19 protein-coding genes and 1 pseudogene are annotated in these 17212 nt (G+C 47.1%); 15 read left to right on the top strand and 5 right to left on the bottom strand.

The window, feature by feature from the left end; translation table 11 throughout:
* From QT994_RS25605 to QT994_RS25590, 4 genes and pseudogenes are all read left to right on the top strand, one after another.
* Positions 1–70: pseudogene (locus tag QT994_RS25605) on the top strand (photosystem II protein D1); the annotation flags it as partial.
* A gap of 396 nt (positions 71–466) precedes the next feature.
* Positions 467–1735 carry a precorrin-6y C5,15-methyltransferase (decarboxylating) subunit CbiE gene (gene cbiE / locus QT994_RS25600; protein ID WP_333179588.1) on the top strand — a complete coding sequence of 423 codons (1269 nt, stop codon included), beginning with the start codon at positions 467–469 and terminating at the stop codon, positions 1733–1735.
* A gap of 155 nt (positions 1736–1890) precedes the next feature.
* On the top strand, positions 1891–2151 hold the full coding sequence (locus QT994_RS25595) for a hypothetical protein (protein ID WP_333179585.1): 261 nt from the start codon (positions 1891–1893) through the stop codon (positions 2149–2151).
* A 1-nt stretch (position 2152) separates the two neighbouring features.
* Positions 2153–2287, top strand: coding sequence for a hypothetical protein (locus tag QT994_RS25590; RefSeq protein ID WP_333179583.1), 135 nt, complete (start codon positions 2153–2155; stop codon positions 2285–2287).
* Positions 2288–2321: 34 nt separating this feature from the next.
* Here the strand turns inward: QT994_RS25590 and QT994_RS25585 are convergent, their stop codons facing one another.
* From QT994_RS25585 to QT994_RS25570, 4 genes are all read right to left on the bottom strand, one after another.
* Positions 2322–2552: a hypothetical protein gene (locus tag QT994_RS25585; protein WP_333179579.1), complete on the bottom strand. Its 231-nt coding sequence runs from the start codon at positions 2550–2552 to the stop codon at positions 2322–2324.
* Between the two features lie 509 nt (positions 2553–3061).
* Entirely contained in the window at positions 3062–5782 is a 2721-nt protein-coding gene (gene cphA, locus QT994_RS25580; protein ID WP_333179576.1) for a cyanophycin synthetase, read from the bottom strand.
* A 341-nt stretch (positions 5783–6123) separates the two neighbouring features.
* A complete protein-coding gene (locus tag QT994_RS25575) occupies positions 6124–7017 on the bottom strand; it encodes a cyanophycinase (RefSeq protein ID WP_333050015.1) in 894 nt (297 codons plus the stop codon).
* A 65-nt stretch (positions 7018–7082) separates the two neighbouring features.
* A complete protein-coding gene (locus QT994_RS25570; protein WP_333179573.1) occupies positions 7083–7241 on the bottom strand; it encodes a hypothetical protein in 159 nt (52 codons plus the stop codon).
* 107 nt (positions 7242–7348) lie between these two features.
* On the opposite strand from QT994_RS25570, the gene trmD reads away from it, so the two are divergent.
* The 7 genes from trmD to larB all read left to right on the top strand — a co-directional run bounded on the left by trmD (position 7349) and on the right by larB (position 14010).
* Positions 7349–8023: a tRNA (guanosine(37)-N1)-methyltransferase TrmD gene (gene trmD, locus QT994_RS25565; protein ID WP_333050017.1), complete on the top strand. Its 675-nt coding sequence runs from the start codon at positions 7349–7351 to the stop codon at positions 8021–8023.
* A gap of 57 nt (positions 8024–8080) precedes the next feature.
* On the top strand, positions 8081–9481 hold the full coding sequence (locus tag QT994_RS25560; RefSeq protein WP_333179571.1) for a DUF1517 domain-containing protein: 1401 nt from the start codon (positions 8081–8083) through the stop codon (positions 9479–9481).
* Positions 9482–9726: 245 nt separating this feature from the next.
* Complete coding sequence (gene ispF / locus QT994_RS25555) at positions 9727–10206, top strand: 2-C-methyl-D-erythritol 2,4-cyclodiphosphate synthase (protein ID WP_190659080.1); 480 nt, start codon at positions 9727–9729, stop codon at positions 10204–10206.
* A gap of 62 nt (positions 10207–10268) precedes the next feature.
* Positions 10269–10790 (top strand): hypothetical protein, encoded by a 522-nt coding sequence (locus QT994_RS25550; RefSeq protein ID WP_333179568.1) that lies wholly within the window; start codon positions 10269–10271, stop codon positions 10788–10790.
* 7 nt (positions 10791–10797) lie between these two features.
* Positions 10798–11370 (top strand): PIN domain-containing protein, encoded by a 573-nt coding sequence (locus tag QT994_RS25545; RefSeq protein WP_333179566.1) that lies wholly within the window; start codon positions 10798–10800, stop codon positions 11368–11370.
* Between the two features lie 40 nt (positions 11371–11410).
* The gene (locus QT994_RS25540; protein ID WP_333179563.1) at positions 11411–13171 is read left to right on the top strand and encodes an ABC transporter substrate-binding protein; all 1761 of its coding nucleotides are present in this window, start codon (positions 11411–11413) and stop codon (positions 13169–13171) included.
* 35 nt (positions 13172–13206) lie between these two features.
* On the top strand, positions 13207–14010 hold the full coding sequence (gene larB, locus QT994_RS25535) for a nickel pincer cofactor biosynthesis protein LarB (RefSeq protein ID WP_333179561.1): 804 nt from the start codon (positions 13207–13209) through the stop codon (positions 14008–14010).
* 242 nt (positions 14011–14252) lie between these two features.
* On the opposite strand, the gene QT994_RS25530 is transcribed toward larB, so the two are convergent.
* Entirely contained in the window at positions 14253–14864 is a 612-nt protein-coding gene (locus QT994_RS25530; RefSeq protein ID WP_333050029.1) for a hypothetical protein, read from the bottom strand.
* Between the two features lie 321 nt (positions 14865–15185).
* Here QT994_RS25530 and QT994_RS25525 point away from each other — a divergent pair, with 321 nt between their 5' ends.
* From QT994_RS25525 to QT994_RS25510, 4 genes are all read left to right on the top strand, one after another.
* Entirely contained in the window at positions 15186–15398 is a 213-nt protein-coding gene (locus QT994_RS25525; protein ID WP_190659021.1) for a high light inducible protein, read from the top strand.
* A 143-nt stretch (positions 15399–15541) separates the two neighbouring features.
* Positions 15542–16081 carry a photosystem II reaction center PsbP gene (gene psbP, locus QT994_RS25520; protein WP_333179558.1) on the top strand — a complete coding sequence of 180 codons (540 nt, stop codon included), beginning with the start codon at positions 15542–15544 and terminating at the stop codon, positions 16079–16081.
* A 158-nt stretch (positions 16082–16239) separates the two neighbouring features.
* Entirely contained in the window at positions 16240–16890 is a 651-nt protein-coding gene (locus QT994_RS25515; protein WP_333179555.1) for a nucleoside triphosphate pyrophosphatase, read from the top strand.
* Positions 16891–16953: 63 nt separating this feature from the next.
* Positions 16954–17187 carry an IS630 transposase-related protein gene (locus QT994_RS25510; protein WP_333050034.1) on the top strand — a complete coding sequence of 78 codons (234 nt, stop codon included), beginning with the start codon at positions 16954–16956 and terminating at the stop codon, positions 17185–17187.
* Positions 17188–17212 lie beyond the last annotated feature (25 nt).

The following is a 17212-nucleotide window of genomic DNA, read 5'->3' as shown; positions in this document are numbered from 1 at the left end:
CTTCCCGCTTGATTTGGCTGCAAGTGAAGTCACCCCAGTGGCAATGGTTGCTCCTTCTATCAATGGCTAAGTTTTAGCTTTTGATTACAAAAAGCGCTCCTAGTAATAGGGGCGCTTTTTGTTTTGGGAAACATATTGTTAGAGGCTTTATTCTAATATAAAGTCCGGTAAAATAACCCTTATAACTCACATCTTGCACACTTGTTAATAAGAATAAACCTTTCACGGGTGGGTTCTCCTGGCCACCCCACAATAAAATCTACTCTTTGTATAACAGGCCGGAAAGCCTGTGCGAGTGAGAAGGGTGCAAGATGTCATTTATAACGTTAGTAGTGAGTACGATCGTCCGAGGGAATTTTAGGAGGACGATCGTACTCACTACTAACCCATTTTATTCTGCTTGTGAGAGCGGACATAACAATTAACGACTCATAAAAAATAACTAATAACTAATAACTAATCACTGATGACTATCGAGTTTGATAATTCCGAGGCAACCGGAAATGAGATTAGCGGTAAGGATTCAATGCACAAATGGCTGTCGGTGGTGGGGATTGGCGAAGACGGATTATCGGGATTGAGTGCGATCGCCCGACAACTACTCGATCGATCTCAAGTCGTTGTTGGTGGTGCCCGTCACCTCGCAATGCTACCAACCGACGACACCCGCGAACAATTACTTTGGGCTTCGCCGATACAAGCAACAGTCGATCAAATCATCCGTCGCCGGGGACAGTCTGTCTGTGTGATCGCAACCGGCGATCCGATGTGTCACGGAATTGGGGTCACGCTGTCGCGCAAAATTCCTATTTCGGAAATGACTGTAATTCCCGCTGCATCGGCTTTTAGTCTTGCTTGCGCCCGTCTGGGCTGGGCTTTGGCGGATGTTGAGACTTTCAGTTTGACAAATCGCCCGATCGCATCGATCGCCCTTGCTTTGTCTCCCGGCGCGCGCTTGCTGGTGTTGAGCGCTGACAGATACACGCCGGGAAAGGTGGCACAATTGTTGACACAGCGAGGGTTTGGCAGCAGTTTGATGACCGTGTTCGAGCGGATGGGAGGGGATGCGGAACGGCAGATCGAGAGGGTGGCAGCAGCCTGGAATGCAGAGGATTTGGCTGATTTGAACACGATCGCGATCGCAGTTGCAGCCGATCGCCAAACTGTGATTTTCCCTCGTACCTCGGGTTTGCCGGATGCTGCTTATCGCCACGACGGACAACTTACCAAGCGGGAGGTTAGAGCCGTTACTCTGTCAACGTTAGCACCGATTCCCGGAGAGTTGCTTTGGGATGTGGGGGCGGGCTGCGGCTCGATCGCGATCGAATGGATGCGGAGTCATCCTCGGTGCAGGGCGATCGCGATCGAGCGCCATCCGACTCGATTGCAATACATCGCTGAAAATGCCTCGACTTTTGGCGTTCCCGAACTCCAAATTGTCGCGGGAGAAGCGCCGGAAGCCCTGACAAATTTGCCTCAACCGAATGCTATTTTCATCGGCGGCGGTGTCACCGCAGAAGCTGTGCTGGAAACTTGCTGGAATGCTTTAGGTGAAGGCGACCGATTAGTTGTTAATGCGGTGACAGTTGAGAGCGAGTTTAAAGTTTTGCAATGGCACGAGCTTTATGGCGGGGAACTAATTAGAATTGGGATTCAGCGAGTAGGGGCGATCGGTTCTTTTCAGGGTTGGAAACCGCTTGCACCGGTGACACAGTGGGCGGTGGTTAAGAGATGAAAGGCGATCGATATCTTTGCTGGAAGCCATGATAAATAACACTCTGTTATACGCTTAAATTTTGTGTTGAAAATCAATTACATTCTTGTGGGATGGGCTTCTAGCCCGTCCCGAAAGCCAGCAGCTTACTATCTAATATAAATAGCAATAAAAATATGGCACATTTTCCAAACAAGTTAGCGAGTCAGCAGAATATTATTGTACAGAATTTAGCACAGTTGACTCTAGACTATCAAAAGACTAAATCAGAGCGCCAACAGATAATTCATCTTTGTACGGAGGAAGATTTATCGTTTTTGGAGGAGCTGGAGTTAGTGACAGTTAGCCTTCGCGGTTATGCTAGTCAGATTGAGGCTAGCGCGGGAGTTGAGAACCGGGAGGAAGCGATCGCAAATTTACAAATTTACATCACTTAGGGTGTTCGATCGTTCTGCGATCGCTCAGTTTTATGATGAGACGCGATCGGGCTATCTTCAAATGCGAGCCTATATCCGAATGCTAGACTATTTGCGGCTGCTAGTGTTGGAGTATTTGCCGACGGAACAAAGCTAAAGTCATCATCACAATGGAATAAACGTAGCACAACTCAGTCACCTGATGAATTTTCAGAAGATGAACGTAATAAGCCTAGCAAGAAAGAAATTCCGATAGCTTGAAAAAGAGAAATTGTGGATAATCCAAACAAATCTGGCATAAGCCAGTTCCATAGAAGAACAACCAATATAGAATTAACCACTGCCCAAACGATACCACCAATTATTATTGTTAAGCAGCCACCACTGCAACCAGCAGTCAAAAAATTACCCAAACTATTCATGAGAAATTTTCCTCATTTGTTTCGCTCTATTTAAAACAGAAAGCTCACTTGCTTAACAATAACTTCCCAAGCAAAAATAAACCCACTGCTTGCAACCAAGATATTTCCTTAAATCCAAACAGAGAAGGCATTAGCGAATTCCAAAGGAAGACTGTCAATGGACTGACTAAAATAGCTATAAGCACCAACAATGGAATGAGAATCAAAAGAACGAACCCAGTAGCAGAAACATACCATCGCAAATATGACCATCCTGAATGTAGACCAAAATGAGGATAATTCATGCCCACCTCCTAGTAAGATGTAAAATTGGGTCTGTTTGTAAAGCCATAAAAACTTTCCGCATAAAGTCTGTTCATTAACATCATTAAATAAACAACTGTCAATGTCAATTCATAAAATTCATAACTTTAACTTCATAAAAGTCATATTTATAAATGCCTAAAAAAAAATAGATTGGGTTTAACACAAGTTAAACCCAACCTATTAATTAAATGAGACTTAAGACTTTAGCCTTGATTCACCACAGTCGGTTTTAAACTTTCCTGTGACTTCGATTGATCTAAACCATTTTGAACTTCCACAGATTCCTTAATCGGTTTCCGGGCTTCAATTAAACTCAAAGCTTTGTTGACACCTTCAGGTAAAATCACTACCAAACTGCCGGCCGGCGCCTCATCTAAAGCCTTGTTAACGGCCGTTGTTTCGTCGAGAATCAACTCGTATTCAACTTGAGATTTGTTTGCGGTTCCTGCAGAAATCGCCTCTGCAATTCCCTGGCAAATTAACTTGGCCACAACACCGGGTTCTCGCCCGCGCCTGTCAATATCTTCCTTCACAATAATACGATCGAACATCTCGGCCGAAAGTTTGCCCAGCGTGACAAAATCTTCATCTCGCCGGTCTCCGGGGGCACCTACTACGCCGATCCGCCGTCCCGGCCAATTCAGCACGAAGCTGCCCAAAGCTTTGTAGCTGTGGGGGTTGTGGGCGTAGTCGAGCAAAGCGTGATAGTTGCCCAAATTAAACAAATTCATCCGTCCGGGAGTTTGACCGACGGATGCTTGGAAGCTTGACAAAGCCGATCGAATATCTTCTATTTTCAATCCTTGGGCAAAAGCCGCCAAACAAGCTGCTAAAGCATTAGCAATCATAAACGGCGCGCGTCCGCCCATCGTCAGCGGCACGTTCACAGCCTGCTCAATTCTCAGCGTCCAATCGCCTTTCAAGATCGACAAATACCCATTTTCGTAAATCGCTGCCAGCCCACCCGCAGCGGTATGTTTGGCAACCAGTTCGTTGTCCGGGTTCATCGAAAAATAGGCAATTTGAGCCTTGACACGCTGCGCCATCCGTGATACTAGGGGGTCGTCGGCATTTAAAACTGCATAGCCTTTGGGCATTACCGCCTCGACGAGGACGCTCTTGAGTTTGGCCAGTTGTTCCACGGTGTCGATGTCGCCAATTCCCAAGTGATCGGCCGCGACGTTCAAGACGACGCCGACATCGCACTGATCGAAGCCGAGGCCCGATCGCAAAATTCCGCCTCTAGCCGTTTCCAGCACCGCTACTTCCACCGTTGGGTCAGATAAAATCAACTGAGCGCTCTGCGGCCCGGTATTGTCTCCGCTTTCTACCAAATAATCGCCGATGTAAGTGCCGTCGGTAGTCGTGTAGCCGGTAATCTGACCGGTCTGCTTGACAATGTGGGCAAGCAGGCGAGTGGTTGTAGTTTTGCCGTTGGTTCCCGTTACGGCTAAAATCGGCACCCGGCTGGGTTGAGGTGAGGGGAAAAGCATATCGAAGACGGCGCCGGCGACGTTGCGGGGTAAACCCTGACTCGGGGCGACGTGCATTCTGAAACCCGGTGCTGCGTTGACTTCGACGATGACGCCGTTGACATCGCGCAGTGGTTGAGAAATGTCGGGAGTTACTACGTCAATGCCCGCTATGTCCAAACCGATAATTTTGGCGACTCTGGAAAACAGCCAGACGTTTTCGGGGTGGATTTCGTCGGTGCGATCGACTGCAATGCCACCGGTACTCAAGTTTGCTGTCGCCCGCAAAAATACTCTTTCGCCGACGGGCACTACGGAGTCCATCGCGTATCCTTGCTTTTGCAGCAAGTCCAGCGACAATTTGTCGATCGTGATGCGAGTGAGCACGTTGTCGTGTCCGTCTCCCCGCTGCGGGTCGCGGTTTACTTCTTCAATAAGCTGTTCTACTGTAGACCTGCCGTTACCTACGACGTTAGCGGGGACTCGTTCTGCGACTGCTACGACTTGTCCGTTGACTACCAATACTCTGTGATCGCGGCCGACATAATAGCGCTCGACAATCACGTTTTTTGTTTTTGAGGCTGCGCTGGCTAAGTCGTAGGCTTCTTCTGCTGCTTCCCAGGAATTGATGTCGATCGTAATGCCGCGGCCGTGGTTTCCGTCTAGGGGTTTGAGGACGATCGGATAACCGCCGACATCTTCGATCGCTCCTTGCAGTTCATCCAAATAATTAATCACCGTCCCTCTGGGAACCGGTACGCCGGCGCTGGCTAGGATATTTTTGGTACCTTCCTTGTCACAGGCAAGTTCTACTCCCAAAACTCCCGTGCGGTTGCTCAGAGTTGCCTGAATCCGTTTTTGGTGAACCCCATAGCCGAGTTGAATCATAAACCGGGCGCTCAAAGGTATCCAAGGAATGCCGCGCGCTTCTGCTTCCTTAATCAGTGTTTCCGTGCTCGGCCCCAGGGCCGCCGACGCAGCAAACTCTCTCAGGTCTCTCAAATCTTGAACTAATTCTGCTGCGGGATAAGTGCCTGTCTCGGCAATGCTTTGGCACAGCCGCACGCCCGCCCGGGCTGCATAGCGACCTGCTTGTTCGTTTTGATACTCGATTACTACTTGGTAAATACCTGGGGTCGCAGTCTCGCGGGTACGGCCGAACCCGACCGGCATTCCGGCCATTTCCTGAAGTTCTAGGGCGACGTGTTCGATTACGTGTCCCATCATGGTGCCTTCTCTGACCCGTTGCAGGAATCCTCCCTGATGGCCTGGCGAACAGTGATGGTCGTTCAAACTCGGAAGTGCGGCGATCAACCCTTCATAGAAGCCAGGAATTTCCGATGTGGTTTTATCTGCCCACTCCTCTAAATCCAGACGCATCAGGACGAGTTTCTGGCGTCGGATGCTCCAGTAGTTGGGGCCGCGTAAGGTCTGGATTTTAAGTATTTTCATGGCAGTTAGAGGGGTATGGGGCGCGAAATCTTATAGATAATTGGAGCATTTATTCAATTTCGATCTAGATTGCTCGATCGACTGTTCGCTGCGAACAGTTTGGGTGTGAATTTCCAGTTATGGGCTACCCAATTGAAAATTTATGCCCTGCGTGCGATCGGCTAAAAACAAGTACAAGTCCATTACTCGCAAAAACTCAAAGGCCGAAGCTAGAATTTTCTGTGGTTCGGCTTCCTGGCGTCAGCCCGTGGCTGCTTCGGAATCTATTTTATTGTTGTATCCATGATTCGGCCGGAATGCCGCCTAATTTCTGCCGAATCAATGACAAGAGATGTTCTACCTTAGTTGGCTGTGCGGCATTCGGGGGGCCAGCCAGACTCGGAACACGCTCCCGATGGCATTGGTTTGCCTAGGGGCATATTGTAGCAATCTCCGTGACACAGAACGTGCAAGCGCATATTGAACAGACTTAAGGGTTCTGTCGCTCCTACCATAGACTCATTGGTATAAAAATTTTCCCTAGAATCAACAATTGTCACAGTGCCTTTACCAAGAATTTTCATAGTATCGTCTCCCTCAAACAAGGCGCAGGTGTCTTCGTCAATACCAATAGCGAGGCGATCTGGATGGCAAGCCACAGCCGACAGCAAGCGAGCCATGCGGTTGCGGTTGTGAAAATGCTGATCGACGATGATCTCAGGAATAATGTTAAGTCCGTTTGCCATGTCTACTAAAGAGCGGTTCGGCGGGGCGCCACTCCCACCGCCTGCAATCATGTGATATCCCATCACCGCAGCACCCGCGCTGGTGCCAGCGAGGGTAATCTTGCCTTCGAGAGTTTCTTTGCGAATTTTCTCCATCAGCGGGGTGTCCGCCAGCAGCCCACAAAGCCGCAGTTGGTCGCCGCCTGTGATGAATACGCCCGTACAGTCTTCTAAGTAATCTTTCCAGACGGGATTTTCGCCTTGTTCGCGTTCGCGGATGTCCACTACTTTGACGGCGTTAACGCCCATTTCGTCAAATATGGTGCGGTAGCGGTTGCTAATTCCTTCGGGATCTCGCGAAGCGCACGGAATGATCGCCAGCCGAGCGTTTGCACCCCCAGCACGGCAAAAAAAGGTGTTTAGAATCTCTCGCCCGTGAACTTTGTCTTCGGCTCCCCCGATGACCATAATAGAGGTTTTTGTGCGCTGGGGAATATTGTGTTCAAGGGCTTGAGATGTCAACTGCTGCATGGTGTGTCTTCCTCTGTTGGATGTGAAATTCAATTTTGCCGTTGCTGTGGGTACAATAGGGCTTTTTAAGAATAAATTTTTGTTTGTGCGAGTGAGGTGCGATCGCCGATCGCGCTATCCCGCAGTTGTTTGGCGGCGAGTTTGCTGGCAGTCGCTGTCATGAAAAACAGATTATTTTTGTAAAAAACGGGCCCGCCGACAAAGGAAGAGAATTTAACTTGCAAAAATTCTCAGAAATTATAAGAAATTATAAAGAATAAAGCAATTACTGAAAACTGAACTCCCTCTAAGGGTCAAACTAGAGGTAATGTATCAATAAATTCCAATAATTGTGCGCTTTGACGTAGTTACCTTATTTCCAGAATTTTTCCGGGCTCCCCTGGAGTCGGGACTGATGGGCAAAGCCTTAGCTAAAAAGATTGCTGAGGTGAATTTTGTCAATCCCCGCGATTTTACCACAGACAAGCACCAGCGAGTCGATGATGAGCCTTACGGGGGCGGAGTTGGGATGCTGATGAAGCCGGAACCGATTTTTGCTGCGGTGGAGTCGCTGCCGGTTTTGCCAAGGCGAGAGGTGATTTTGCTGACTCCCCAGGGGGAACCGATGCAGCAGACGATGTTTCGGGAGTTGGCGGCCGATCGCGATCAGTTGGTGTTGATTTGTGGCCATTATGAGGGTGTGGACGATCGAGTCCTGCATTTAGTAACTCGCGAGGTATCTTTGGGGGATTTTGTGCTCACGGGGGGCGAAATTCCGGCTTTAGCTTTGATTAATGGGGTTTTGCGATTGCTGCGGGGAACTGTGGCGAAGGAAGATTCCCTAAAGTTTGAAAGTTTTGAGGACGGACTTTTGGATTATCCGCAGTACACTCGACCGGCGGATTTTCGGGGATTGAAGGTGCCCGACGTGTTGCTGTCTGGTAATCACGCAGAAATTGCTCGCTGGCGCAAGCAACAGCAAATTGAAAGAACTCGATCGCGCCGACCGGATTTGCTAGCGGATTAGTTAACTCTTGACTTTTAACAGTCGGGGTTGAGCATCCTATTTTTAGCAGAGAAACTTATGTTAAAAAATCAACTTTTGTGCTGTACGGCGATCGCCTTTTTCCTCGCCGCTGAAGTTACTGTAAATTTAACTCCTGGCAGCGGCGGCAAATGGTTACATATTAACCGGGAAGCTTTTGCCCGAAGTAGTGGAGCAAGTAGCGGCGGGCGATCGTCTTCTTCTAGTTCTAGTTCCAGTTCCAGCCGCTCTAGCAGTACCTCGCCTAGCCGTTCTAGTTCTTCTAGTTCTTCTTCTAGCAACAGCTCGTCTGGCACTTCTTCTAGTTCTTCTAGAAACAGCTCGTCTGGCACTTCTTCTAGTTCCATTCCCAGCCGTCCCAGCAACAGTGGAAACACTGGGGGAAGAGTTCGCAGCGGCTCTTTTGAAAAGCCGACTTCACCTGCACCTGTTGCCGTACCTAACCCTCCAATTCCCCAACAATATGGAAATAACAGAACTGTAATTATTCAGCGGCGCACCTATAATTCCGCTCCGAGTTATGCAGTTCCGTACAATCCCGGTAACAACAGTCAGCCAAATTCTAGTTATAATCCAGAGCCAGCAGTTAATCCAACGCCAATCACCACTGATAATTCGGGCGACGGTGAACTCGTAGCGCCATCTTCAGACCATCCCGGTAACAGTCAGCCAAATACTGATTATAATCAACAGCCAGTAATTAATCCAGCACCAATTTCCACGGAAAATACCTCTGACAACGCTCCGAGTTCGCCATCATCTGAGGATTGGAAATTGTTTTGGTTTTGGCTGTTTGTTTCGGCAGGGGGTGTAGCGTTAATCGCTTACTGTATTTACTATTATCGACCACCGTCTGGAGAGGCAAATAAGAAACCTATTTTTGCGGTCAGCAAGTTGCAAGTTGCAATATTAGTTGGATCTTACCCAGGAGTGCAAATTCAGCTAACTGACTTGACGTTAAATTCTGATGTAAAAAGTGCACCCAACAGGGCAGTTTTTTTGCAAGAATGTGTTCTGGTTGTTTTGCGCTCGTGCGATAATTGGAGTCACGTTTGCGGGAATTCCCAGATATTTGCGAGTCGGGCGGAAGCGGAGCAAATATTCAATCAACTCTCGATTCAAGAACGCAGCAAGTTAAGTGTAGAAACTCTGAGTTTGGTTAACGGCGACATCCGCTGCCTACCGTCTGTCAGTGCTGGCGGTCGAGGGTCGGGAGAGTATATTGTAGTGACGTTTTTGATAGGAACAGAGGATGTCAGACCGTTATTTGGAGACATTCGCGATGTTGGAAAATTGAAAATAGCGTTAGAGAAATCGGCGGCGACTCCTGCGGAGAATTTGCTGATTTTTGAGTTGATTTGGAGTCCGCAGGAGGAAAGGGATAGTTTGACGGGCGATGAGTTGTTGAGTTCCTATCCAGAGTTGATTCAGGTTGGTTGATGGTTGATAGCTGATGGCGATCGCTAGTTTTAAGTAAAATAATCCTGGACGCATGGATATCTAGAAATCGGGTTTGATGGTGCGTCTACTTCGTTCCAAACCTCACCCAGGGTAAAAAACTCGGTTTGTTTGTTCCGAGTGGGTAAGTTTTAGTAAAAAGCTCGATCGCCCAAAAAACTCAATTATCCTCAGACAAAATATGAAATAATTGTCTACTGTCTGCTTTTCTCAAAAATCTACTTTACATGAACATCCGCATCGGCAACGGCTACGACATTCACTGCTTAGTTCCAGAACGCCCCCTCATCCTCGGTGGTGTGCACATTCCCCACGAATTAGGCTTACTCGGCCACAGCGACGCCGACGTGCTTACCCACGCTATCATGGATGCGATGCTCGGAGCTCTCAGTTTAGGAGATATCGGGCTGTATTTCCCTCCAACTGACCCGAAATGGAAAGGTGCTGATAGTTTAGTTTTGCTCGCACAAGTCAATCAGTTAATTTTAGATAAAGGCTGGGAAATCGGCAATATTGATTCGGTGGTGGTGGCGGAACGTCCAAAGCTGAAACCGCATATTGAGCAAATGCGCGATCGGCTTTCTGCTGTCCTACAATTAAAACCCGACCAAATCGGCATCAAAGCTACTACAAACGAAAAGTTAGGACCCGTGGGGAGAGAAGAAGGAATTGCAGCCTATGCTGTAGTTTTAGTGTCCAAAAATTAAAAAAGTGGTTTGATAGTAGAAGTTGAATTTACTTAAACTTATACGCTAGGAAGGCTGAAACCATGCGAACTGAAACCTTGGAAGTAGAATTACCCATAGAGGCGGATATTATCGCCTTAGATAAAGACGATCGCATAGTCGTGCTAATCGAGGTCAAAATTAATCAAGCTAAAGAAAAGGCAGCCAAACAGAGGATTATCGATAGCGCACTCAAACGACAAATAAAACATTTCCTCTCAAAACTATCAGAAAAAAAGGTGGTAATTCCTTATGCTATGATTGCCAGTCTCGAAAATACAATCGTTTTTAAATGGGACGGCACTGTTTTGTCTGACGCTGTTTTATCGTTAAAAACGGCTGATATCCTTCACCCTTATGACTCAAAATTAGGTGATCAGCGGATATTTGAGCCATACCTAACTAGGCTGATTGAAGCATGGTTGCGTGACTTAGCTTATAATTGGAAGTCTGAGCGCCCGCCAGCATCGGAACAGATAGCAGCAATCGGTTTGCTGCCGTTGCTAGCAGGTGGAACAACAAAGTCAAGGGTAGAAATTGGTGGCGATTTTATATATAGAAACTAACTTTTTAATGAGTATTGCTACAGGGCGCGATCCTGATGCCAATAAATTGTTACTGAGTGTACCAACATCAGTCCGCATTGCCATACCTGCTATTTGCTGCATGGAAGCTCTCTCGGCTTTAGAAGACGAGATCAAGCGCCGCAACCGTTTTGCAAATGAACTGACAAATCAAATTAGCCAGCTCAAGCGCGACCTTACTTCGCCTTATGCTAGGTCTCTTTTATTCCATTTAGAAGAGTCTTTGAATAAAAATGAAGGATTGCTCAATAATATTAAAGTACGTCTTTTTGAGGCTCTTGAATTATTGGCTGACAATGTGGAGATGATGGAACTAACCGCAGATACACTGCGAGAAAGCTTGAATACAGTTTTTATTAAAGAAGACCCTACCGACAATTTGATTCTTCACTGCATCTTGAATCACGCACACTTACACGCTCATGAAGCCAAGGCATTTTTGAGCAATAATACAAAAGAATTTGATGTACCAGAAGTCCGAGAGGCTTTGCGGGAAGTAGGGATACGCGAGTATTTTTCACGCACTAAAGACTTTCTCGGTTGGTTTCAATCTCAGTCATAGTTGCACGCAGGTGGTAAACTAAAAAATTATGAAAATTTCTATGATGCTACATTCAAGACTGCGCTGGCTGGCGATTTTACTGGCTGCAATTGCCACTATAACTCTGTCTGCGTGTACTCCAGCCCGATCGACATTAGTAAACAGACTCATCGTTCCTACCCCCAGCGGCCCGGCCACCTTTAACTACCCGCTAAATCAATCTGCATACAGCATTTTTGGCTATATGTACGAGGGATTAATCAACGAAAATGGCTTGACATCGGAGTTAGAACCCGGTTTAGCCGAGTCGTGGGAAGTTTCTAAAGATGGCAAGAAGATTGTCTTCACCCTGCGAGAGGGGTTGAAATGGTCGGACGGCGAACCGATGACTACTGATGACATTATTTTCAGCTATGAAAAGATTTATTTCAATGACAAAATCCCTAGCGGTTTGAAAGATACTCTGAGGGTTGGGATGAGTCGCCAATTCCCAAAAGTTAAAAAAATTGACAGCCGCCGTGTTGAATTTTCCGTTGCAGAACCCTTTGCTCCATTTATTAGATATGCTGGGGGAATCCCAATTTTACCAGCTCATATTTTACAGGAATCTGTAGACACTACAGATGCAGACGGCAAGCCTAAGTTCCTGGCTACTTGGGGTACGGATACTGACCCCAAAAAGATTGTTGGCAACGGTCAATATCGAATGCTGAGCTATACTCCTAATCAGCGCGTTGTTTTGGAACGAAATCGGTATTTTTGGCGCAAAGATACTGAGGGAAATGTCCAGCCTTACATCCAGCAAATTGTTTGGCAAATTATCGAAAATACTGACAATCAACTGCTGAACTTTCGATCGGGCGATTTGGATACTCTGGACGTACAGCCGGAAGTGTTTCCGCTGCTAAAACGGGAGGATAAACGTGGCAAATATACGGTTTTCAACGGCGGCCCGGATACTGGCAGTGTGTTTATGTGTTTCAATCTGAATAAGGGGCGCAATGCTCAAAATCAACCGTTTGTAGACCCGGTTAAGTCTCGCTGGTTCGCGAGTAAGGAATTTCGGCAGGCGATCGCCTACGGCATCAATCGCGACTCCATGACTAACAATATCTATCGCGGACTTGGGGCACCGCTGCATTCCCCAATTCCGGCGCAAAGTCAATTCTACCTGTCTCCTGAACAGGGATTGAAAACTTACAGTTACGATCGGCAAAAAGCCAAAGAGTTACTGTTAAGTGCTGGCTTCAAGTATAATAGTAACGACGAATTGTTAGATGCTGAGGGCAACAAAGTGCGGTTTACTTTGTTAATGGCTGCGGGGAAGAAAGTGCGGGAACAAATGGGTACCCAAATTAAGCAAGATTTGGGCAAACTGGGGATGCAAATTGATACGCAGTTCCTGAGTTTTAACACTTATGTGGAAAAGCTGCGTTTGACTAAAAATTGGGATACTTACCTCGGTGGTTTTACCGGAGGTACTGAGCCCCACAGCGGCTACAATATTTGGTCGGTAAATGGTACTTTGCACAGTTTTAACCAGGGCCCGCAAGCCGGAGAACCGCCGATTAAGGGTTGGAAAGTTGACGACTGGGAGCAGAAAATCGATGACCTTTACGTGAAAGCTTCTCAGGAGCTTGATGAGGCGAAACGCAAGGAGCTTTATGGAGAAACGCAGCGGATTATAGCAGAACAAGTGCCGTTTATCTATATGGTGAATCCGCTGACTTTTGAGGCGGTGCGCGATCGCGTTTCGGGAATTCGCTACAGTGCCCTCGGCGGTGCTTTCTGGAATTTGTACGAACTGAAAATAGCAGAATAGTCAGCAGTCAGCAGTCATTAGTCAGTCATTAATTAATGGAACCTAAAATTTTACAGAATTTACTCGAATCTGTGGCGGCCGGCGATATTAGCCCGATCGCCGCTTTGGATAAATTAAAGCATTTTGACTTTGAACAAGTCGGCGATTTTGCCAAAATTGACCACCACCGCACTTTAAGAACCGGTTTTCCTGAAGTAATCTGGGGTCCAGGGAAAACGCCAGACCAAATTGTTGAAATTATCGAGGCGATGCGGGGGCGAAATTCTGCGGTGATGGCGACGCGAATTGAACCGGAAGTTTTCGAGCAATTGCAGCAAAAAATACCCGATTTATGTTACTACAAAAAGGCTCGAATTTGTGCAATTTCTGCTAATTCCCCAACTCGGCAGCATCCGGGTACTGTGACTATTATCAGTGCGGGAACGGCGGATTTACCTGTAGCGGAAGAGGCGGCAGTTACTGCGGAACTTTGCGGTTTTCAGGTGCGACGTTTGTGGGATGTCGGAGTTGCCGGCATTCACCGCTTGCTGAGTAATCGGCACGTTATTGCCGATGCTGATGTGTTGATTGCGGTTGCGGGTATGGAAGGTGCTTTGGCGAGTGTGGTTGCAGGTTTGGCAGATTGCCCGGTGATTGCGGTGCCGACGAGTGTAGGTTACGGCGCAAGTTTTGGCGGGATTGCTCCTCTTTTAACTATGCTCAATTCTTGTGCGGCTGGTGTGGGTGTGGTGAATATTGATAACGGGTTTGGGGCGGCGATTTTGGCTTGTCAAATTCTCAGAAGTGCTCGGCGAGTGGGGAAAATGAAAGAGGGGGAGAATGGGAGAGAGGGGGAATAGTTAGAAACCCCCTCGATTAGATAAGACTAAGGCTAACTGTCACAGGACGATCGACTTGTAGGGTGCATCAGACTCCGTTATTGAAGGATTATTGAAGATTCCCCGCTGTAGAACACCTTACTATATATGCCAGTTGCGTCCAGGACTGTCAGACTCGGCGGTTGAAACCGCGTCTAAACTTGCCTCTCGTCCCAGCAGAGGAGGACTAAAGAATACAGGAGGTATTATTGCCGGATTTGATATTACTTGCTGCCCAGCCAAATCGGATAAGCAGAAGAATCCTCAGCTTTCAACTTTTGCGCCTGATAACTCTTGCTAGTCCAAGTAGCAACTGTTTGCAGGCTTTCTGTCAAACAACTTTCGCTGCCAAAAGCTTCAAATCCCAAAGTCCACCAGGCGCTGCCATTAATGTTCAACTGAGTAAGTTCCACGGTGCAACCTTGGGGAATTGGGGCTTCCACAGGCACAGACATCAGGGAACCAGGGGCCGAAACTTGATAAAGACGCTGCGCTCGCTTTTTCTTGACTGCCACCCACTTTCCTGTCGCCACAATATCCGCCGGTATCGGCGCCATCGTGTCCGCACAAACCCACTTCAGCCACTTTTCGGCTTTGCCTTCCCAGCGGTTGGCGAACTGCATAGTCCCTAACTCTGCCTGACGCCACTTTACCTCTAAGGTTTTCCCACGAAGCTTCACTCCCAAGTAGTCGCAGTTAGGTACTAGCAAATATATGTCTTCCCGCTCTTCGGGAGGCGAAAGATACCCGCCGAGACTCTCGCTTCCAAACCATTGATTGATCGATTTTGGCAGTGCACCGCTATAAAACCACCGCATTTCCAGACTGGCCCGCATAAATTTTTCCTCCGTTCCACAATTTTCGTCAAACCCAGACTGGATTTGCCATACACCATCGACTTTTGTGCCTCTCCACTCTATCCTCCCCCCTCTGGGGCCCAGAGTCTACCCACAGTCCTACCATTTTAGATTTTAGATTTTAGATTTTAGAATTGGGAAAGACTTACTATATAAGGGTTTAGAGCTTGCCTACAGTTGCATTTTTTTTAACTGGTGTCAGATCGAGGTCTTTAAAAAAATTTCTCACAATCCTTTACATATCTTCACAAGTCTGTTACATTTATTTACAGTACACTAAAAACCATTTAGGAAAAAAACATGAGTAACAGAGGCTTAATGCTGGACGACCAAGGCAAAATGAACAATTTTGCGATCGAGCCGCAAGTATACGTCGATGACGAACCCCGCACCGGCTTCACTCCCTACGCAGAACGCTTAAACGGCCGCCTTGCCATGATTGGCTTTGTTTCTCTCTTGGCTTTAGAAGTTTCGACCAAGCACGGGCTGATTAGCTGGCTGACTCACCTGTAATGATTTTGTTAACAATTAAACTATATGGCTATGGATCGCTGCCGTTACACAAACAGCGATCCATAGCTTAACTATTTTTAGGATCAAAGTTTGGTGAGACAATTAAAATTAAATATTTTTGTTTTACCCTACCCGTAAAAAGAATGCTCAAACGAATTGCGGCAATACTTCTGGTGGTTCTCAGCCTCACCTTGAACGGTTGTGTGTCTAAAGTCACCGGACTCAAAAGCTACGTTGATACTGGCGACGGCTATCAATTTCTCTATCCTAACGGCTGGCTGCCGATCGCGGTTTCTAACGGACCCGATGTGGTGTTCCGCGATTTGATTCAGCAAACCGAGAACGTCAGCGTGGTAATCAGTCCAGTGGCCAAGGACAAAACTCTGGCGGATTTGGGAACGCCGACGGATGTGGGATACAAGCTCAGCAAAAGTGCGATCGCCCCGAGTGATTCGGGCCGCGAAGCTGAATTAGTCAATGCAGAAGCTCGCGAATCGCGATCAAAAAACTATTACATTTTAGAATATGCCGTTAAGTTGCCCAACCAAGAACGGCACAACTTAGCGAGTGTAGCCGTCAGCCGCGGCAAACTTTTTACGCTTAACGTTTCCACTACCGAAGAACGCTGGCCAAAGGTAAAAGAAGCTTTTGAGAAAGTTGTTAAATCTTTCTCTGTTTATTAGATTAAAAAGTAGTTGGGAATGGGGAATAGGGCGCAGGGAAGTGGGGATGGGGAATAGTTTCTTTTTATTCCTTCTTCCTTCTTTCTTCTTCCTTCTTCCTTCTTCCTTCTTCCTTCTTCCTTCTTCCTTCTTCCTTCTTCCTTCTTCCTTCTTAACTTATGAAAATTCCAACTTTTGTATTAGCTTCAGCTTCTCCAGCGCGCCGTCGCCTCCTAGAAAATGCCGGCATTCAAGCTGTGATTTGCCCCAGCGACTTTGATGAAGCGCAAATACAAATGAGGGATGCCAATAAATTAGTGCAGGTTTTAGCAGAGGGAAAAGCTGAGGCTGTAGCTAATTTTTTACTGGCTAATTCTCACCGGCAAATCCCTAATCCCAAATCTTGTTTGGTGTTGGGATGCGATTCAATTTTGGTCATAGATGGCGAAATTCACGGCAAACCAAAGGATGCGGAAGAAGCAATCTCGCGCTGGCAGAAAATGCGCGGTAAGGTGGGCGAACTGTATACGGGTCATGCTTTAATTGATACTAGATTCGATGACTTGGATGAGGCAAAGTCGCGATCGATCATTCGCTGTCAAGTTACAAAAGTTCATTTTGCGGAAGTTACCTCGCGCCAAATAGCGGATTACGTCGCTACCGGCGAGCCCCTCGCCTGTGCAGGCTGTTTTGCACTCGAAGGTAAAGGCGGCCTTTTTGTGGAACAAATCGAAGGATGTCACACAAATGTGATTGGTTTGAGCTTACCTCTGCTGCGGCAAATGCTCACCGAAATGGGATATGATGTGGCGGATTTCTGGCAATCTTAAATATTGTTACAGCACTTTGCTTAACCATTAGGTACAATATTAGAGGTGGTAAGAAAGAGAAAAATGAAACCCTACTCCCTAGATATACGTCAAAAGATTATTAACACTTACGAAGCAGGTAACACCTCTATTCGGAAAGTAGCAGAAAGATTTCAAGTGAGTAAAAGTACGGTACAGGCGCTACTAAAACGAAAAAAAGAGACAGGAAGATTACTCCCTAGTCAGGCTCATGGTGGTAAACCGAGCCGTAACTGCTCACCGCAACTGCGTTGCGGTATCGCCAATGATGGGTCATAGCTGGCCGGGGAGCAACTGTGGTAAG

The organism is Microcoleus sp. S13_B4 (assembly GCF_036700885.1).
In the GTDB taxonomy this organism is placed as follows: Bacteria; Cyanobacteriota; Cyanobacteriia; order Cyanobacteriales; family Microcoleaceae; genus Microcoleus.
This window is presented reverse-complemented; position numbering and strand designations above follow the sequence as displayed.